Annotated in this window: 16 protein-coding genes and 2 pseudogenes; 7 read left to right on the top strand and 11 right to left on the bottom strand. The window is 56.6% G+C overall.

Annotated elements, in window-relative coordinates:
* Positions 1-150: 150 nt before the first annotated feature.
* Entirely contained in the window at positions 151-810 is a 660-nt protein-coding gene (locus POS17_RS11595; RefSeq protein WP_060838673.1) for a hypothetical protein, read from the top strand.
* A gap of 195 nt (positions 811-1,005) precedes the next feature.
* Positions 1,006-1,566: a hypothetical protein gene (locus POS17_RS30905; RefSeq protein WP_082729849.1), complete on the top strand. Its 561-nt coding sequence runs from the start codon at positions 1,006-1,008 to the stop codon at positions 1,564-1,566.
* Positions 1,567-1,751: 185 nt separating this feature from the next.
* Here the strand turns inward: POS17_RS30905 and POS17_RS30900 are convergent, their stop codons facing one another.
* The 5 genes and pseudogenes from POS17_RS30900 to POS17_RS11580 all read right to left on the bottom strand — a co-directional run bounded on the left by POS17_RS30900 (position 1,752) and on the right by POS17_RS11580 (position 4,863).
* Complete coding sequence (locus POS17_RS30900) at positions 1,752-2,150, bottom strand: hypothetical protein (RefSeq protein WP_082729848.1); 399 nt, start codon at positions 2,148-2,150, stop codon at positions 1,752-1,754.
* Complete coding sequence (locus POS17_RS30895; RefSeq protein ID WP_177343214.1) at positions 2,147-2,791, bottom strand: hypothetical protein; 645 nt, start codon at positions 2,789-2,791, stop codon at positions 2,147-2,149. Before POS17_RS30895 ends, POS17_RS30900 begins: the two co-directional genes overlap by 4 nt.
* A gap of 72 nt (positions 2,792-2,863) precedes the next feature.
* Positions 2,864-2,953, bottom strand: a pseudogene (locus tag POS17_RS32675) (NYN domain-containing protein); the annotation flags it as partial.
* 69 nt (positions 2,954-3,022) lie between these two features.
* Positions 3,023-3,418: a hypothetical protein gene (locus tag POS17_RS11585; RefSeq protein WP_060838671.1), complete on the bottom strand. Its 396-nt coding sequence runs from the start codon at positions 3,416-3,418 to the stop codon at positions 3,023-3,025.
* Positions 3,415-4,863 (bottom strand): PAAR domain-containing protein, encoded by a 1,449-nt coding sequence (locus POS17_RS11580; RefSeq protein ID WP_060838670.1) that lies wholly within the window; start codon positions 4,861-4,863, stop codon positions 3,415-3,417. Before POS17_RS11580 ends, POS17_RS11585 begins: the two co-directional genes overlap by 4 nt.
* A gap of 268 nt (positions 4,864-5,131) precedes the next feature.
* On the opposite strand from POS17_RS11580, the gene POS17_RS11575 reads away from it, so the two are divergent.
* Together POS17_RS11575 and POS17_RS11570 are read left to right on the top strand one after the other, a co-directional pair.
* Positions 5,132-5,386 carry a bacteriocin immunity protein gene (locus POS17_RS11575; RefSeq protein WP_060841914.1) on the top strand — a complete coding sequence of 85 codons (255 nt, stop codon included), beginning with the start codon at positions 5,132-5,134 and terminating at the stop codon, positions 5,384-5,386.
* A gap of 204 nt (positions 5,387-5,590) precedes the next feature.
* Entirely contained in the window at positions 5,591-6,049 is a 459-nt protein-coding gene (locus POS17_RS11570) for an Hsp20 family protein (protein WP_016968718.1), read from the top strand.
* Positions 6,050-6,245: 196 nt separating this feature from the next.
* Here POS17_RS11570 and POS17_RS32670 read toward each other — a convergent pair.
* Together POS17_RS32670 and POS17_RS11565 are read right to left on the bottom strand one after the other, a co-directional pair.
* A pseudogene (locus tag POS17_RS32670) lies at positions 6,246-6,350 on the bottom strand (PAAR domain-containing protein); the annotation flags it as partial.
* 233 nt (positions 6,351-6,583) lie between these two features.
* Positions 6,584-6,862: a hypothetical protein gene (locus tag POS17_RS11565; RefSeq protein ID WP_060838669.1), complete on the bottom strand. Its 279-nt coding sequence runs from the start codon at positions 6,860-6,862 to the stop codon at positions 6,584-6,586.
* Between the two features lie 583 nt (positions 6,863-7,445).
* Between POS17_RS11565 and POS17_RS11560 the strand changes: the two genes are divergently transcribed.
* On the top strand, positions 7,446-9,584 hold the full coding sequence (locus POS17_RS11560) for a MarR family transcriptional regulator (RefSeq protein WP_060838668.1): 2,139 nt from the start codon (positions 7,446-7,448) through the stop codon (positions 9,582-9,584).
* 405 nt (positions 9,585-9,989) lie between these two features.
* Here POS17_RS11560 and POS17_RS11555 read toward each other — a convergent pair whose 3' ends face one another.
* The 4 genes from POS17_RS11555 to POS17_RS11540 form a co-directional block, all read right to left on the bottom strand.
* Positions 9,990-10,538: a cupin domain-containing protein gene (locus POS17_RS11555; protein ID WP_060838667.1), complete on the bottom strand. Its 549-nt coding sequence runs from the start codon at positions 10,536-10,538 to the stop codon at positions 9,990-9,992.
* Between the two features lie 248 nt (positions 10,539-10,786).
* Complete coding sequence (locus POS17_RS11550; protein ID WP_060838666.1) at positions 10,787-12,067, bottom strand: NAD(P)/FAD-dependent oxidoreductase; 1,281 nt, start codon at positions 12,065-12,067, stop codon at positions 10,787-10,789.
* 55 nt (positions 12,068-12,122) lie between these two features.
* Positions 12,123-13,613, bottom strand: coding sequence for an aldehyde dehydrogenase (locus POS17_RS11545; RefSeq protein ID WP_060838665.1), 1,491 nt, complete (start codon positions 13,611-13,613; stop codon positions 12,123-12,125).
* Positions 13,614-13,646: 33 nt separating this feature from the next.
* Positions 13,647-15,023, bottom strand: a complete 1,377-nt coding sequence (locus POS17_RS11540) for a glutamine synthetase family protein (RefSeq protein WP_060838664.1) — start codon at positions 15,021-15,023, stop codon at positions 13,647-13,649.
* A gap of 266 nt (positions 15,024-15,289) precedes the next feature.
* Here POS17_RS11540 and POS17_RS11535 point away from each other — a divergent pair, with 266 nt between their 5' ends.
* Both POS17_RS11535 and potA read left to right on the top strand, forming a co-directional pair.
* Complete coding sequence (locus POS17_RS11535) at positions 15,290-16,045, top strand: gamma-glutamyl-gamma-aminobutyrate hydrolase family protein (RefSeq protein ID WP_060838663.1); 756 nt, start codon at positions 15,290-15,292, stop codon at positions 16,043-16,045.
* A gap of 250 nt (positions 16,046-16,295) precedes the next feature.
* On the top strand, positions 16,296-17,438 hold the full coding sequence (gene potA, locus POS17_RS11530) for a polyamine ABC transporter ATP-binding protein (RefSeq protein ID WP_060838662.1): 1,143 nt from the start codon (positions 16,296-16,298) through the stop codon (positions 17,436-17,438).
* Positions 17,439-17,468: the final 30 nt, after the last annotated feature.

Raw genomic sequence — 17,468 nt, 5'->3', positions numbered from 1 at the left:
CACCAGGCCTCAACTCTTTCTCCATGGCCGGTACACAGAGAAATCAGCAAGCCGCCCAAAGAACACAGCAGCAACGCCTGCTAAACTCCCGTCCCCCAACCCACTTGAAGATGACCAAAGACTCTGGTCGCCGATTGAAAGGACTCTCCCATGAACAAGCTGATCCTTAGCCTTTTTGCCTCAACACTGGCCCTGTCCGTTGACGTTGCCCATGCCGCCTCCGTGGCCGAAGTCTTCACCGGCGAGATGCTGGGCACCAATCAGCGGTACTTTGAATCCGTCGCCGGAATCCCTCGAGAGTCCTTCGGCGATGAGCACAGCTTCAAAGTCCAGGGCTGCAACATCACCGCCACCATAGAAGGCGGCAAAGTCAGCAAACTGCGCATGGAACTGACGCCCAAATGCCAGGCCGACCTGACCCAGTTCGTCGACACCTTCGCTCCTGCTCCCGGCAAGCCGCTCACCGTCGGCGCGTTCACCGAATCGTCCGGTGGTGGCCTGAGCTACAGCGCCAGTTGCCTGAGCATGTGCGGCAACGCCGCCGACCCTTCCGTCTATGCCCACTGGGAAGGCCCCCGTGCCATAGGTTTCAGAGAGGTACTGCTGGAGGTGGTCCTGGCCTCGGATCCCGCGCTCGACGCCGCCAACCAGTGGGAAGCGCAGATGCGCAAAGCTGAGGGCGAAGACTACGTGATGGAGACTCGCTTCAACTGCGACCAGAAATACGACGCCGTCGCGCAGAAGGCCTTTGAGAAGGTGCAGGTCAACGCGGTCACCATCGGCACCGGGCTCAAGGCTTCCGGCTGCTGAGATCGACGATAGAGGCAAAACAGCGGGCACCGCGCGTTTTTTTGCAAGCGCCCCGCTCAAGTAAAAAGGCGACACACTGCGTCGCCTTTTTTCGTATCGGCACAACTCAGTCGCGGTGACTCAGGATCAACCTGACATAGCCAATGAATAGCCCACAATAAATATCGGACAGCTCACAGCCAGGGAAAGCTCAGGATGCGTCATTTGATAATTAACAGATTGGTTGTTATCTGCTTTGCCATGGTGGGCTCCGGCTGCACAACATATACGTCCACGCCGCCAATCAATGAACACCTCGAACCCAAAACAAAAGAAACCATCTCCCACTTCACTTATGAAACCAACTCTCCATGGAAAAACAGTCGTTTAGGAAAGAGCGCATACGAGGCGACGCGAAAAATCATTCCAAATGCACAAGACAATAGTTCAAAGCTCACACCCTCACTCACCCCTGAATTAGAAATAAAAGTCTCAGAGTATTCATTCGGAGGAGCTTGCACACAAGATTACTTAACAGGCTTAAGTCTTGGCCTGATTCCTAGCTGGTGTACCAGACCAGATCTATTCACCTTCGACTTCACACTGAATAACAACCACGGCGTTTGCAGACAGAAAACCTACTCAATAAGTGCAACGTCATTTTCACACCTGACAGCAATTCCATTTGCCCTGCTCAGCACCGAGAATCAACCATTAACTATTTATCAGGCTGCGTTAAAAGATTTCCTTCAGGAAGGTCAATGTACAACGCGCTAACGAGTTCTGTTCGATCAGGGAGAGGGGAACCATTTGCAGCTTCTTCCGCGGAAAAAGCACATCTCATAGACCCTTTTCCCGATCTTCTCCCCTACCAGTCCCTTGCAGTGCTGCCGGCGTAAGTCCCCCCTACTGCCTTTAAACCACTGGCCAAGACTCCGCCCCCATAGGATCGATGCAATGCTTTACCCCGCATAAAGCTTTATCAACTTTATACCTGCAGCACATATACATGCCCCAACAATTAAAAAAATAACGCTCAACTGCAAAAAAACAAACTTCTTCCTGAGTGATATTGGAAGCCCATTCAAATCTTCAAGACTCACACCTCCATATTTGAGATAAAAACCAGGAAAGGCAACGATTCCTGATATACCTCCTATCAACAGCAATTTACCCAAAGCCCCTCCATGCCTGAGTGGCGCGCGACTCATAATTGCCGTGCAGTTTTTAAGAAGACCTAGTATTTCGTCCATTCTCGTATATGCCAAACGTAGACATAAGTAGATCCAAACAAACATACCTAGAATAAATACCCCACCCAGCAGCGCTAAAGCCTTGTGTAAAAAATCGATAAAAATCATTGAACCATCTCGTATATTACTTCACCCGTTTGCTCTCCCAAGGCCCCAATAGCTGCGCCACCGGCATAAGACCCAGCCCCAACTACTGCAAGTCCGCATACAACTGTAGCAATCCCCCCTGTTGGAACTCCCAGAGCTACACACATAGCTCCAGCCGTTCCCCCCGACAAGTAGCCAGCAACCACGGCACTTCCACCAACGGCACCAAGAAAGCCTCCACCTTCCGTCAATCTCACCCGTTCACAAGCTTCAAGATCGCCAGCCGTACACACCTCCTGAACCTTCATGTATGAAGCACCTCCCCCAAGCCCAATCCCCAACCATCCTCCGTACTTCACGTACTTCACGTACTTCGCAGCCCTCGCCACACCCTGCATATTCGTCGCATACCCCGGTATCTGCCCCGGCGCACCTGTCAGCTTCCAGTGATGCACCAGACTGCGGCTGGAAATCCCCAGCGCCGTTTTTAACTTGGGATGCTCGGGAAAGCCGATCCCCTTGCGGGTAAAGGCAGTCAACCGAGTATCCAACTGCGCCAGCAACCTTTTGCGCTCGGCAAAAAACTCGGCAGAACGCAAATGCCCGTGTTGCTGAAAAGTACGCTGATGCAAGCTCTCGATCTCCCCCAGCGAAGCCTTCACGTTCTCCAGGTTCTTGGCGAAGATCGCGGCGCCGACGCCCAGAGCGGTCGATCCCTGGAAGGCAAAGGGCTACAGCAAGTCAATGGCGTCAATGATGAGTGCGCTGTCAGTTGCATTTTTACCCTTGATGTACGCGAACTGCTGAATAGGCTGAATGGAATGATGTGGGTTATAAACTAGCTCGCCGGAGAGTTTGTCCACAGACCGCACTTAAACCCTCCCCCGAACAACTCAGATACTCAGCTCTATTAATTTTATCGCTCCGGCAGATATAAGCAGTCCCGCAATGAGTCCGCGCCCAACCCACTGCAATACGGCAAACCTGTTCTTCAAGTTCTGCGGAAAACTATCGAGATCCTCCACACTGACACCGCCATTCTTAAGATATACACGTGGAAAAGTTACGATAGACGTCACCCCCCCGACCAACAACAACCTTGCCCAAGGACCGCCCTGCTTAAGCGGAGCCAGGTTCATGACGGCAGAACAATGCTTGAGACGCTCAAGAAACTCATCGACCTGGGTATATCCCCAATACAGGCAGACGCCCATCCAAACGAAAATCCCCGATAGAGCCACGGCGCCCAGAAGGACAGAAAATTCATACACTGTACTGACTAGGTTCATTTCTGCATCTCATAGATCCGCTCTCCTACCTTTTCTCCCACCAGACTACTTGCAGTGCCAGCAGCATAAGAACCAACCCCTACTACTATTAGTCCACAAACCAGAGCTCCGGCACCCAGGGTAGGAACTCCTAACCCCACACAAACGGAACTTGCAACAGAACCCGTCAATATCGTGCCCGCCGCCATACCACCACCGACAGCCCCAATAAAACTGCCTCCCTCTGTCAATCTCACCCGCTCACAAGCCTCAACATTGCCCGCCGTACACACCTCCTGAACCTTCAAATACGAAGCTCCCCCTCCCAGCCCGATACCCAGCCAGCCCAAGCGCTTCACATACTGAGACGCCTTGACCACACCCTGCATATTCGTCGCATACCCCGGTATCTGCCCCGGCGCACCTGCCAGCTTCCAGTGATGCACCAGGCTGCGACTGGAAATCCCCAGCGCCGTTTTCAACTTGGGATGCTCGGGAAAGCCGATCCCCTTGCGGGTAAAGGCAGTCAGCCGAGTATCCAACTGCGACAGCAACCTTTTGCGTTCGGCAAAAAACTCGGCAGAACGCAAATGCCCATGCCGCTCAAAGGTACGTTTATGTAGGCTCTCGATATCCCGCAGCGAGGCTTTCACGTCCTCCAGGTTCTTGGCGAAGATCGCGGCGCCGACGCCCAGTGCGGTCGATCCCTGGGAGGCAAAGGACTCCAGCAGATCACGATGGCGCGCCAGGAAACTGGCCTCTTCATCGCTCATCGGTTCCAGTGCCGCGTTGACCTTCTCCGCCGCCTCCATCAGCCAGGCCTCCTCACGGGTGCACTGGACGTTGGCCGGATCACTGAGAACGATCAACTGCCCCGGCTTGGCGTAGTCGCCGAGCTGCGGGTTGAGGCGGCGAAACTTTTCCAGCACCGCGCTATCGGGCGTGGCGAAGAGTATGGACTCCAGTGCCGAGCGGGACATGGGCTGCTCGACGATATGAAACCCCGGCTCGACGCCCTCCTGCAGGGCCGCCGTAGAGGCAGCCAACGGGCTGACCAGCGCATTGGCCGCCTGGGCTTTTTCCGTCAGCGCCGGATCGGCCAGCAGCGTGGCCATGCGCGACTCATCCACCGAGCCATCGGCGCGGATGGCGCCCAACGTGGCGAAGTTGACGATGGCGGCGCCCTCGGCAGGCGCGAAAAGCGAGCCGCCGAAGGTATCGCCAGAGCCGCTGACGATGCTGCCGCCATGGCTGGTGAGGCTGCCCACATGGGCCAAGGGCCGGCCATTGACCAGCACAGACGGAAATCCTGTGGTAATCACCGCGCCGCAGCCACAGACATCACCGACCCGGGCCGCGCCCATGCCGTTAATGGTGACGTTGCTGGAAGCGGTAACGATGGGCGTGGTGCCGTGCCCCGGCAATGGGCAGACATGGCTGTCGCCCAGGCGAGAAGAAGCGATCATTTGGCATCCTGCGCTATGAGTGAAAAAGCCTCCCATCCGGGAGACAGGGGACCGTAGCGCAGGAGTTCGGGCAGGGCCTTAAGGAGATTCTCAAAACGCGGCGAGTGGCGCTGAGGGGCGGCGGCTGAGGCAAGATAACGAACCCAGAGCCGATCCCTTGAAAGTGCCCCCGCAGACCAAGACGCTTGGGTGGCGTAAGACGCAGAAAGCTTGAAGATTAAAGACCCACGAAACCACATTGACCTTCACGAGAGAAAACAGGCACTACATGGAAGACATCTCCGATTTTACCGAAGCCGAATTCATTTCCTTCGTGAAAAACATACGAACCGTCAACAAGAGCGGGACGGACGATGAGCTAGGCGAATTGCTTGAAAGGTTCAGCAAGCTCGCCGGCCATCCAGATGGCTACGACCTGATTTTCCACCCTGAGCCCGGCGCGGATAACTCCGCCGAGGGGGTGACCAGAGCCGTGAAGGAATGGCGCAAAGCTCAGGGACTGCCGGGACTCAAGAACGGCTGATTGAATTCACCGCCAGAACCTGTAGCGACTCAACGAGTATCTTCGCCACATTGAAAAACGGCGATTAACTCTTTGAAATTGATAGATAAAATCAATTTTTTTGGGCTCTTGAAGTTTTGCTTCTGGCACATACCTAGGTTCTTGCGCGGTGCCGAATGCGGGCCGCGCCTCAAATCACTTGGAGAAACCTCAGGAGATTTTGCAATGGCTACTACCCTTTCGTTGGCCCCACTTTTCCGCCACTCGGTCGGCTTTGACCGTTTCAACGACCTTTTTGAATCGGCGCTTCGCAGTGAGGCCGGTACTTCCTATCCTCCGCACAACGTCGAAAAGCACGGTGATGACCACTACCGGATCGTGATCGCGGTAGCAGGCCTGGCCGAAGAGGATTTGGACATTCAGGTTGAAAAAGGTGTGTTGACCGTCACCGGTGACAAGCGAGAAAGCGACGGAGCTGTCACTTACCTGCATCAAGGTATCGCACAGCGGGCATTCCGGCTGTCGTTCCGCTTGATGGATCACATCGAGGTGGAGGGTGCGAAGCTCACCAACGGTCTGCTGAGCATTGACCTGCTCAGGGTTGTTCCGGAGGAAGCGAAGCCTAAACGCATCATGATCGGGGGAGCTGAGGCTGCTGATTCGAAGCCGGTCAGCGAACAGTAACCGGCATGGAGAGGCGCTCTACGGAGCGCCTCCTTTTTTTGTCGGGTACCGAGTCCCGCCATTATTGCGAGCGCTCCTCGATGAAGGGGCGAATCACCCCGGCAAGTATGCCGATGCCCTGATCAATGTCTTCAGCCGAAAGGCCCGTTATAGCCCAGGATCAAGGCTGCGCCTCTTGCGGATTTCCTCGATGTGGCATGCCATTCATTAAGACGTTGCTGGAAGCAGAAACGATAGGAGTGGTGCCGTACCCCGGCAGCGGGCAGACATGGCTATCGCCCAGGCGAGAGGAAGAGATCATCCGGCATCTCCTACGCTCTGGGTAAAAGGGCCTCCCATCCGGGAGATAGGGGACGCTAACGCAGGAGTTCGAAGCAGGCCCTAAAGTGATTCTTAAGAGTCAGCGAGCGCATCTGAGGCCAACGGCAGAGGTAGGACAACGGACGCAGAGCTGATCGCTGGAGCGCGACCGGTCCAAGCAAAAAGGCGACGCATTGCGTCGCCTTTTTTGTTACTTCATTACTCCACCAGGGCTCAGGCAGGATCAGCCTGCCTCAAGGTTCTATCACCCAAGGTACGCAGCAGATCGAAGCCATCACTGAGCAACAGGCCGATAGCAAAGCGGATCTGTGAGAGGTCCTGCGGACCAGAAGCGCAGTCAAGGATTTCCAGCAGGTTGCGGGCTGCGCCGATGCGTTGCTGAGCGCAGGTATACAGATCGGTCCACGAGGCGTTGGCGTCCAGGTAGAGGACGGGATGGTCTGTGTCGTTGCGAGTGAGCGGGATGGGGTTGCAGACGTGCGAGCTAGTCATTGAGTTGTACCTTCCTTAGTTTGATTGACTGCCACTTTTCGCCGCGAAACGAATAAGGGTGGCAGCTGTGCGCGGGTTCGCGGACCGGAAACTAAGAAACCGGCACACCCGAAGGTGTCCCACACACAGCCGCCATAGCACGATGCCAGGCAGCAAAAAGCGCCTACATAGTGATGGGCGCTTTGTGCGCTTAGTTTTTCCAGACCGCGACGTCCGGTCGCCGATGTGCGGCGACGGGGCGAACTATAGAAGCATTGATTCGGAGGGGCAAGGCGGTTGACACATAGATCTCGCTTTTATCATTTCAGTATTTTGCTTGCCAAATCGCAGCGAAAAATTCTCTCTAGAAAGAGATCGATAGACGAAAGCATGGCATTTTGATAGCTTCAGAACGAAGCCGAGTTTGAAAACTATCGCTGCCCTCTTAGAAGACTCTACTCAAACGAAACAAGTATAAAACTTAACCTCTAAAAGCTGAAAAACACGACCCATAAAAATTTAGAAACTTAAATTCACACACTCTAAAACAGCAAAAATTTACTCAAAAGAAAACTTATAGATTCATCAGGCAAAGGAGCCGCCAGTGAACATAGTTGAGTTTGCAAAAATAGCAGAATCTCTTCGACAATACCGCAGAGCAGAGCTGAAAGACTTTGAAAATGAAGTTGGGGAACGACCAGTAGACCAACTTTATGTAGACCCCCTACCTGGAGATGCTGTCCTAACATCTATTCTATCCGGAAATACTACATTTTTACTGGGACGAAAAGGAACAGGGAAAAGCACTGTCTTTGCCAAAGCACAGTCAACCTTACGTGAAAAAAATAACATAATCTCTGTATATCTTGACGTCAAGTCAATATGCGACGTACTGACGCTAGCAGAAATAAGTGAGAAGAACGCTGAAGACTCTGGAATCTCTATTCCAGCATACAAAGCTCACTTACTACGAAAAACCATGCTAGCCAAAGTAATCTCCGAACTTCTAAAAGAAGTTAGCGAAGCTTGCGAAAGTATGTCTTTATGGGACCGCTGGACAGGTCAAAAGAAACAATTTATAGAACTTAAAGAAAACCTTTCCCAACTAGCAAATAAAGTGAAAAGCACCAAACTCGAGAAGGATGAAGTTCCAATCCTTCAGAGAATCAGTAAAAAAATGCGAGTCCAGCAGCAAGCAAAACGAGGAATAAAAACTACAGACAAGCTAAAGTCCGGCATTAAAGCTGGCCTTAAGGATCTTTCGCTCTCTGGCGAAGGCGAGCTTACCTCAACAGAGTTTGATGACGCACTAGACGACTCGGAACTTTACGACGAGTACTCTGATGTAGTCCTTAAATCCTTCCCTTTTGATGACATACTAACAGAAATACAGACAATGCTTGGTGAAGCCAAGCTGAATAGACTAGTAGTCTTTTTTGATGACTTTTCAGAGCTAAATTTTCTAGACCAGCGACTCTTTGTTGATGTAATTCTGTCACCGCTAAACAACGCTAGTAAAGAGTCGGTAAAACTAAAAATCGCAGGATATCCAGGGCGAGTCTACTACGGCCGTATTGACCCCAGCAAAACAGATACAATTGCATTGGACTTTGTTGATCTTTATGAGGCAAATGAAATCCAAGACATGGAGAAAGCTGCCACTGACTATGCATCTCGGCTATTACACACAAGATTTAAGGTTTTCGGTTTAAAGATAGAGGATTACTTCGACACAAGTTCAAACTCTATAGAGGAGTATATGGGCCTTATGTTCAGAGCCTCCTTTAACGTCCCTCGAATAATGGGACATATTTTGCACCACTGCTACTTGGACAAGATCTCCAAACGACAAAAAATCACAGGACAGTCAATCAGGCTCGCTTCAAAAAAGTATTATGAAGGAACAACTCTAAAATATTTTGAGAAGCTGAATAGGTATGCTCTCGAACCATTTGAAAACAAAATGGACAGACATAACCAGAAAACTCTTCTTGATCACCTTGTACTAGAAGCCAGGTCTGTGAGAAAGAAAATTACAGACGGAGAAATTGGAGGAAAATATTTCAGTGAGCTTGGCAGCAACTTACCAATAAGTCACTTCACCGTTTCCCCTGAGCTGGAAGATATATTTTCATCTCTAGAGTCAAACTTTTTTTTATCGAGATACAAAAACACCCGCGACAAGGACAGTAAGCACGTAATAGTCTATGCGTTCTTCATGGGATTAACGGAAAGTGAAAGAATGGCATGGGGCTACCCAGACGGAAGACAATATAGGAACTATTTTGTCCAACGCTGCTTTGACTTCAGCCATGCCGTGCATGACTATCTTGCATCAAGCCAAACTATACGGTGTGCAAACTGTGAGCACTGCCATCCTATGGAGGACAAGAAGAGCATCGAAAGATTTGGGTGGAGATGCCCTGAGTGCTTTGAGGGTATATGTGCTGTAGTTAGTCTATCTGATGACTTCAAAAATGAAGTAGACAACTTAAACAAAGACATAATGCTTGAACCTGTAGAGATAGAAATAATTACCGTCTTGAAAGATGAAGGGCACAAAATGCCAGCGGGTGAAATTGCCGCACTATTAGATGTAACACATCAACTAGTTGGAAGGCGTACAGGAAAGCTTCAAGAAATGGGGCTCGTAGACAAGGTGATTGATGAAAAAGACGGGAGACGAAAAAGCAGTTTAACGGACCGCTGCGAGCGAACTTATTTCGAAATGGAAAAATCATAAAAAATAAATTAAAAATCCTAATTACCCGTTGGAGGCTAGCGCCTCCAACCTCCCCTCCTACCCAAAGCCACCACTCTGAAAGCTAAAACCCATCAAAATGACCTATACAGACAAGCATTATTTAATAGCTTTCGAAAAAAACGAAGCCTGAAAAACAATAAACCCAAAGCTTTACAAGCTTGCTTAGATTCATAAAAATTTACCTCTCCAGCATAAACCCCATAGCCGCCACAAACCCGTACAATTCAAATTTCACGTACTCAATCGCCCCCTCCAAAACCGGCTCCAGCTAAAAAAACAATAATCAATCGAGTCAGCAACAAACTAAGAGCCATAGCTAAACTCTCGAAAAAATCGTTGGTGAAAAATCTAGAGATCTCCCCAAGAGATGAAAAACGATTGCGATCAAAAGTTCGCCGGCGTATTCGCACTAATAATCTCTGCCTCATCCTGGCCAATGTTGCGAAAGCTATGAGGCAAGGTGGTCGGAAAGTAATAGCCATCCCCCGGATTCAACACACTCACCTGCCCATCCACCGTCAACTCCACAGTGCCGCGAACAACCAGCCCGCACTCCTCGCCTTCGCTGTGCACGATGGCTTCTTCGCCGGAGCTGGCGCCGGGGGCGTATTGCTCGCGCAGAAAGCGCATCTGCCGGTTGGCCACCGGGGCGCCGATCATCAGCAGGCGCAGGCCGTCGCGACCGAGGTCGGGCTGTTCGTTGGCGCGGAACACGTATTGGTGCTCGCGGGGCGGTTGGTCGAAGGTGAAGAAGTCGGCCAGGGACATGGGGATGCCTTCCAGCAGCTTTTTCAGGGAGCTGACGGAGGGGCTGACGCGGTTCTGTTCGATCAGGGAGATGGTGGCATTGGTGACGCCACTGCGACGTGCCAGCTCGCGCTGGGAGAGTTTGTAGCTTTCGCGAACGAGTTTGAGTCGGGTGCCCGTGTCCATAACAGCCTTATGCGAGAAGTACTTAAGGGTATTTTTGCGGCGGTTGGGTCGCGAATGTCGCGATTTGGCTGCCCTGGAGCCTGAAAAGGCGGCTATTTAAACATGTTTGACAGGCAAGCTGTAAAGACTGGCGATGAGGGGTGCCGCGGGGGAAATGTGGGCGCTGTCGGGGGCGTCGGGAGGTCCTGCGGACCTCGTCGCAGCCTGCGGCAGCGGCTACAGAGTGGGGCTGTAGCCGCTACGTGCATTTAGATGCCGAAGCGGTCGCGCAGGGCGTAGTACGCGGCGCCCATGGCGGTCAGCGGGGCCTGGAAGGTGCGCCCGCCAATCATCGGCAGGTGTGGCAGGGAGGCGAAGGCGTTGAAGCGTTCGGCGTCGCCGCGGATCATTTCGGCAATCAGCTTGCCGGCCAGGTGCGAACAGGTGACGCCGTGGCCGCTGTAGCCCTGCATGTAGTAGGCGTTCTTTTCGATCCGGCCGAATTGCGGCATGCGCGACATGGTCAGCAGGAAGTTGCCGGTCCAGCGGTAGTCGATCTTCACGTCCTTGAGCTGGGGGAAGGTCTTGAGGATCTTCGGCCGGATCAACTGGTCGATGTCGTCCGGTTCCCGGGCGCCGTAGACCACGCCACCGCCGTACAGCAGGCGGTTGTCGCCGGTCAGGCGGAAGTAGTCCAGCAGGTAGTTGCAGTCTTCCACGCAGTAGTTGTTGGCGATCAGGCTGCGGGCCAGTTGCTCCGGCAGTGGCTCGGTGACCACGATCTGCGAGCCGCAGGGCATGCTCTTGCGGGTCACTCGTGGATCGAGGTCTTGCTGCAGGTAGGCGTTGCCGGCGATCAGCAGGTACTTGGCGCGCACCACGCCCTTGGCGGTGCGCACCACGTTGGGTTCGCCGTAGGTGATTTCCACCGCCGCCGACTGTTCGAAGATCTTGCCGCCCAGGCCGATGATGGCGCTGGCTTCGCCCAGGGCCAGGTTCAGCGGGTGGATGTGGCCGCCCTGCATGTCCAGCAAGCCGCCGATGTAGTTCCTGGTGCCGACTTCGCGGTCGATCTGCGCCTTGTCGAGCAGTTTCAGGTTGTGGTTGCCCAGGCGTTCCCAGTTGCGTTTCTGTTCCGCCAGGCCCTTGAGCTGCTTGTTGTTCAGGGCAGCGAAGATGCCGCCGGGGCGGTAGTCGCACTGGATGTCGTAATGCTGGATGCGCTGGCGAATGATGTCGGCGCCTTCGAAGATCATGCTGCCGAGCACTTCGGCGCTTTTTTCGCCGTAGCGTTCTTCGATCACGTCTACGTCGCGGCTGTAGGAGTTGACCAGTTGCCCGCCGTTGCGCCCGCTGGCGCCGAAGCCGACCTTGGCCGCTTCGAGCACGGTGACGCTGTAGCCCGCTTCCGCCAGGAACAAGGCCGAGGACAGGCCGGTGTAGCCGGCGCCGATCACGCAGACGTCGCACTCCACCAACTCTTCCAGTTGCGGGTAGTCGGTGGTCTGGTTGCGGGTCGCCGCGTAGTAGCTGTTCACGTAGGTTTGCATGAGAAATTCCCCAGCGGGTACGGGCCCAGGCCCGCCGCCGCTGTTGTTATAAGAGTTAGAGCTTGATCCAGGTCGCTTTGAGCTCGGTGTATTTGTCGAAGGCGTGCAACGACTTGTCGCGGCCGTTGCCGGACTGCTTGAAGCCGCCGAACGGCGCGGTCATGTCGCCGCCGTCGTACTGGTTGACCCACACGCTGCCGGCCCGCAGGCCACGGGCGAAGCGGTGGGCGCGGCTGAGGTCGGCGGTCCAGACCCCGGCCGCCAGGCCGAAGATGCTGTCGTTGGCGATCTGCAACGCTTCTTCTTCGGTATCGAAGCTGATCACCGACAGCACCGGGCCGAAGATCTCCTCCCGGGCGATGGTCATGGCGTTGGTCACACCGTCGAAGATCGTCGGCTCGACATACAGGCCGCCGCTGCTTTCCAGGGCACGGACGCCGCCGGCCAGCAGTTGCCCGCCCTGCTCCTTGCCGATGTCGATATAGCGCAGCACGTTGTCCAACTGGCGCTGGTCCACCACCGCGCCAACCCGGGTTTGCGGGTCGAGGGCATGGCCCGGTTTCCAGCCCTTGAGGGCCTCCACCAGCAGCGGGATGAACTGCTCGCGGATCGAGCGCTGCACCAGCAGGCGCGAGCCGGCGGTGCAGACTTCGCCCTGGTTGAAGGCGATGGCCGCGGCCGCCGCTTCGGCCGCTGCGCGCAAGTCCGGGGCGTCGGCAAACACCACGTTGGGGCTCTTGCCACCGGCCTCCAGCCACACCCGCTTCATGTTGCTTTCGCCGGAATACACCAGCAGTTGCTTGCCTACGGCGGTGGAGCCGGTGAAGGCCAGCACGTCCACGTCCATGTGCAGGGCCAGGGCCTTGCCCACGGTGTGACCGTAACCCGGCAGGACGTTGAACACGCCCTTGGGGATGCCGGCGTCCAGGGCCAGCTGGGCGATGCGGATCGCGGTCAGCGGCGACTTTTCCGACGGCTTGAGGATGAACGAGTTGCCCATCGCCAGGGCCGGGGCGAACTTCCAGCTGGCCATGATCAGCGGGAAGTTCCACGGCACGATGGCCGCCACCACGCCCGCCGGCTCCCGGGTCACCAGGCCCAGCTGGTCGTGGGGCGTGGCCGCCACTTCGTCGTAGAGTTTGTCGATGGCTTCGGCGTTCCAGCGAATGGCGTTGGCCGTGGCCGGAATGTCGATGGCCATGGAGTCGCCAATCGGCTTGCCCATGTCCAGGGTTTCCAGGAGCGCCAGTTCTTCCTGGTGCGCCAGGATCAGCTCGGCGAAGCGAATCAGGATGCGCTTGCGCTCGGCCGGGGCCTTGCCCGACCAGACGCCACTGTTGAACGCCTGGCGCGCCACCGCCACCGCACGATCGGCATCGGCCTGATCGGTGCTGGCGACGTTGGCCAGGAAGCGCCCGTCCACCGGGCTCAGGCATTCAAAGGTGGCGCCACTGGCGGCGGCGCAGTACTGGCCGTCGATAAAGGCACGGCCTTCGAGGCTGAGGGACTGGAAGTGCTGCTCCCAGTCGCTGCGGGATTTAGTCATGGCAAATACTCAAGGCAGGACGTGACACGGCCATCAGACCGTGTGCAGGTACCAGTTGTATTCCAGGTCGGAGATGGAGTTTTCGAACTCCGCCAACTCGCTTTCCTTACAGGCGACAAAGACGTCGATGTACATCGGGTCGATGTACTTGGCCATCACTTCGCTGTCGTCCAGTACGCGCAGGGCGTCCCGCAGGTTGGTCGGCAGGCTCGGCTCGCTCTGTTCGTAGGCGTTGCCTTCCATCGCCGGGCCCGGCTCGATCTTGTTGGTCAGGCCGTGATGGATGCCTGACAGCACCGAGGCCATCAGCAGGTACGGGTTGGCGTCGGCACCGGCGACCCGGTGTTCGATGCGCACCGAGTCCGCCGAACCGGTCGGCACGCGCACGGCCACGGTGCGGTTGTCGACGCCCCAGGTCGGCGAGTTGGGCACGTAGAACTGCGCGCCGAAACGCCGGTAGGAGTTGACGTTGGGGCACAGGAAGGCCATCTGCTCGGGCAGGGTTTGCAGCACGCCGCCGATGGCGTGACGCAGGGCTTCGTTGGTTTCCGGGTCTTCGCTGGCGAAGATGTTGTTGCCCTGCTTGTCGAGGATCGAAATGTGCACGTGCAGGCCGTTGCCCGCCTGGCCCGGGTAGGGCTTGGCCATGAAGGTGGTGTCCATTTCATGGTCGTAGGCGATGTTCTTCACCAGGCGCTTGAGCAGCACCGCGTAGTCGCAGGCTTTGATCGGGTCGCTGACGTGGTGCAGGTTGACCTCGAACTGCGCCGGGGCGCTTTCCTTGACGATGGCGTCGGCCGGGATGCCCTGCTCTTTCGCGCCTTCGAGGATGTCCTGCAGGCAGTCCACGTATTCGTCCAGATCGTCGATCAGGTAGACCTGGGTCGACTGCGGACGCTTGCCGGAAATCGGCGAGCGCGGCGACTGCGGACGGCCGTTCACGTTGTCCTGGTCGATCAGGTAGAACTCCAGCTCGAAGGCGGCGCAGATGGTCAGGCCCAGCGCGTCGAACTTGCTCACCACCTGGCGCAGCACTTCGCGCGGGTCGGCGAAGAATGGCTGGCCCTCGATCTCGTGCATGGTCATCAGCAGTTGCGCGGTGGGGCGCTTCTGCCAGGGTTCAACGCTCAGGGTGCCGGGGATCGGGTAGCAGATGCGGTCGGCGTCGCCGATGTCCAGGCCCAGGCCGGTGCTTTCCACCGTGGAGCCGTTGATATCCAGGGCAAACAGCGAGGCTGGCAGGTTGATGCCCTTCTCGTAGACCTTGTGCAGCGCGGTGCGCTCGATGCGCTTGCCGCGCACCACACCGTTCATGTCTGCAATCAGCAGATCGACGTAGAGAACCTCGGGGTGTTTTTTCAGGAAGGCGTTGGCTTCATTGAGCTGAATGGCACGCGGGGGGACCGACATGATGCACCTATTGTGTTAATTATTATGTTCACTGCTGTGACACGCCAGCAGTCAACCCGAAAGAAAAACCGGAGTCAATAGCCAACAGCGGCGGCTTTTCGTCAATTATTTTGCTCCACTGGAGACAAATAACCGGCGCAATCCGCGCCGTCTGCGGGTTTCGGACGAGTAACGTTTAGAATTTTTTACATGGAAGTTGTTAATTAAAATCAACGAGGATAAGCTCTGGAAAAACTCGTTCCAGCGTGAATTTCGAGGTGATAAAAATGGCATTCAAGCCATTGATCGGCGTTACTGCGTGCGTCAAAGAGATCGGCCTGCACCCCTACCACGTCAGCGGCGACAAGTACTTGCGTGCTGTCAGCGTCGCGGCCGAGGGCCTGCCCCTGATCATTCCTTCCCTGGCGGATCTGATCGATATCGACGATCTGCTGCACAACATGGACGGGCTGCTGTTCACCGGCTCGCCGTCCAATGTCGAACCCTTCCATTACCAGGGCACGCCCAGCGCACCGGGCACCGCCCATGACCCGCAGCGCGATGCCACCACCCTGCCCCTGCTGCGCGCGGCGATTGCCGCCGGCGTGCCGGTGCTCGGCATCTGCCGCGGCTTCCAGGAAATGAACGTGGCCTTCGGTGGCAGCCTGCACCAGAAGGTGCATGAACTGCCGGGCTACATGGACCACCGCGAAGCCGACGACCCGCGCATCGAAGTGCAGTACGCCCCGGCGCACCCGGTGGCGATCCAGCCCGGCGGCGTGTTCGAGGCCATGGGCCTGGCCGGCGAGATCCAGGTCAACTCGATCCATAGCCAGGGCGTCGACCGCCTGGCCCCCGGCCTGCGGGTCGAGGCCGTGGCCCCGGATGGCCTGATCGAGGCGCTGTCGGTGGAACACAGCGCAGCCTTTGCCTTCGGCGTGCAGTGGCACCCGGAATGGCAGGTGCTGTCGAACCCGGCCTACCTGCGGATCTTCCAGGCCTTTGGCGACGCCTGCCGGCAACGGGCCGCGCAACGCCGCTAACCGGCAAACCCCGGCCGCTGCGGCGGCCTTCCAGGCATTCAACGAGATTCACCACGCCCTGCCCCACGGCGAGCGCGCCTGTGCGCGCCCGACGTCCGGCGTGAGCAACACACGGCAAGACCACAACAACAAATAGCGTCAGGCCGCCAGGAAGGCAGCGCCGAATCAGCCCGCACCCCTTGCGGGCTGGCAATCAACCTTTAGGCCCGGCCGAATTGGCCAGGCTGCTGACACCTGTTGGGAGTTTCACATGGCAAACGCCTCCAGCACTTACCGCAAGGCCCTCGAAGGCACCCCGAGCCCGCAGAAGGTCCTGGTCAAGATCGACCGGGTGACCAAGAAGTTCGATGAAACCGTGGCCGTGGACGATGTGTCCCTGGAGATCCACCAGGGCGAGATCTTTGCCCTGCTGGGCGGTTCCGGCTCCGGCAAATCCACCCTGCTGCGCATGCTCGCCGGCTTCGAACGCCCCACCGAAGGCCGCATCCTGCTGGATGGCGTGGACATCACCGACATGCCGCCCTATGAGCGGCCGATCAACATGATGTTCCAGTCCTACGCCCTGTTCCCGCACATGACCGTGGCCCAGAACATCGCCTTCGGCCTCAAGCAGGACCGCCTGCCGCCCGCCGAGATCGAGGCCCGGGTCGAGGAAATGCTCAAGCTGGTGCACATGACCCAGTACGCCCGGCGCAAGCCGCACCAGCTGTCCGGTGGCCAGCGCCAGCGGGTGGCCCTGGCCCGCTCCCTGGCCAAGCGCCCCAAGCTGCTCTTGCTGGACGAACCCATGGGCGCCCTGGACAAGAAGCTGCGCTCGCAGATGCAGCTGGAACTGGTGGAAATCATCGAACGCGTGGGCGTGACCTGCGTGATGGTGACCCACGACCAGGAAGAGGCCATGACCATGGCCCAGCGCATCGCCATCATGCACCTGGGCTGGATCGCCCAGACCGGCAGCCCGGTGGACATCTACGAGGCGCCGGTCAGCCGCCTGGTGTGCGAGTTCATCGGCAACGTCAACGCCTTCGACGGCACCGTCACCGAAGACCTGGAAGGCTACGCCATCATCGACTGCCCGGACCTTGAGCAGCAGATCTATGTCGGCCACGGGGTCAGCACCTCGGTACAGGACAAGTCGGTGACCTACGCGATTCGCCCGGAAAAGATGCTGGTCACCACCCTCAAGCCCGACGCCCGCTACAACTGGTCCAAAGGCAAGGTGCACGACATCGCCTACCTGGGCGGCCACTCGGTGTTCTACGTCGAGCTGCCCGGCGGCAAGATCGTCCAGTCGTTCATGGCCAACGCCGAGCGCCGTGGCGCGCGGCCGACCTGGGACGACCAGGTCTACGTCTGGTGGGAAGACGACAGCGGCGTGGTGCTGCGGGCATGAGGACTTCGAGCATGAGCACTGTCAATCAGA

This window comes from Pseudomonas sp. Os17 (genome assembly GCF_001547895.1).
Classification (GTDB): domain Bacteria; phylum Pseudomonadota; class Gammaproteobacteria; order Pseudomonadales; family Pseudomonadaceae; genus Aquipseudomonas.
Note: the sequence above shows the minus strand (reverse complement) of the source record. Positions and strands in the feature narration are given on the sequence as shown.

What these genes read in the sequence shown, in the direction of transcription:
- POS17_RS11595 (WP_060838673.1), top strand. Translation starts at nt 151, where the DNA reads ATGAACAAGCTGATCCTTAGCCTTTTTGCCTCAACACTGGCCCTGTCC.
- POS17_RS30905 (WP_082729849.1), top strand. Translation starts at nt 1,006, where the DNA reads ATGCGTCATTTGATAATTAACAGATTGGTTGTTATCTGCTTTGCCATG.
- POS17_RS30900 (WP_082729848.1), bottom strand. Translation starts at nt 2,150, where the DNA reads ATGATTTTTATCGATTTTTTACACAAGGCTTTAGCGCTGCTGGGTGGG.
- POS17_RS11585 (WP_060838671.1), bottom strand. Translation starts at nt 3,418, where the DNA reads ATGAACCTAGTCAGTACAGTGTATGAATTTTCTGTCCTTCTGGGCGCC.
- POS17_RS11580 (WP_060838670.1), bottom strand. Translation starts at nt 4,863, where the DNA reads ATGATCGCTTCTTCTCGCCTGGGCGACAGCCATGTCTGCCCATTGCCG.
- POS17_RS11575 (WP_060841914.1), top strand. Translation starts at nt 5,132, where the DNA reads ATGGAAGACATCTCCGATTTTACCGAAGCCGAATTCATTTCCTTCGTG.
- POS17_RS11570 (WP_016968718.1), top strand. Translation starts at nt 5,591, where the DNA reads ATGGCTACTACCCTTTCGTTGGCCCCACTTTTCCGCCACTCGGTCGGC.
- POS17_RS11565 (WP_060838669.1), bottom strand. Translation starts at nt 6,862, where the DNA reads ATGACTAGCTCGCACGTCTGCAACCCCATCCCGCTCACTCGCAACGAC.
- POS17_RS11555 (WP_060838667.1), bottom strand. Translation starts at nt 10,538, where the DNA reads ATGGACACGGGCACCCGACTCAAACTCGTTCGCGAAAGCTACAAACTC.
- POS17_RS11550 (WP_060838666.1), bottom strand. Translation starts at nt 12,067, where the DNA reads ATGCAAACCTACGTGAACAGCTACTACGCGGCGACCCGCAACCAGACC.
- POS17_RS11545 (WP_060838665.1), bottom strand. Translation starts at nt 13,613, where the DNA reads ATGACTAAATCCCGCAGCGACTGGGAGCAGCACTTCCAGTCCCTCAGC.
- POS17_RS11540 (WP_060838664.1), bottom strand. Translation starts at nt 15,023, where the DNA reads ATGTCGGTCCCCCCGCGTGCCATTCAGCTCAATGAAGCCAACGCCTTC.
- POS17_RS11535 (WP_060838663.1), top strand. Translation starts at nt 15,290, where the DNA reads ATGGCATTCAAGCCATTGATCGGCGTTACTGCGTGCGTCAAAGAGATC.
- potA (WP_060838662.1), top strand. Translation starts at nt 16,296, where the DNA reads ATGGCAAACGCCTCCAGCACTTACCGCAAGGCCCTCGAAGGCACCCCG.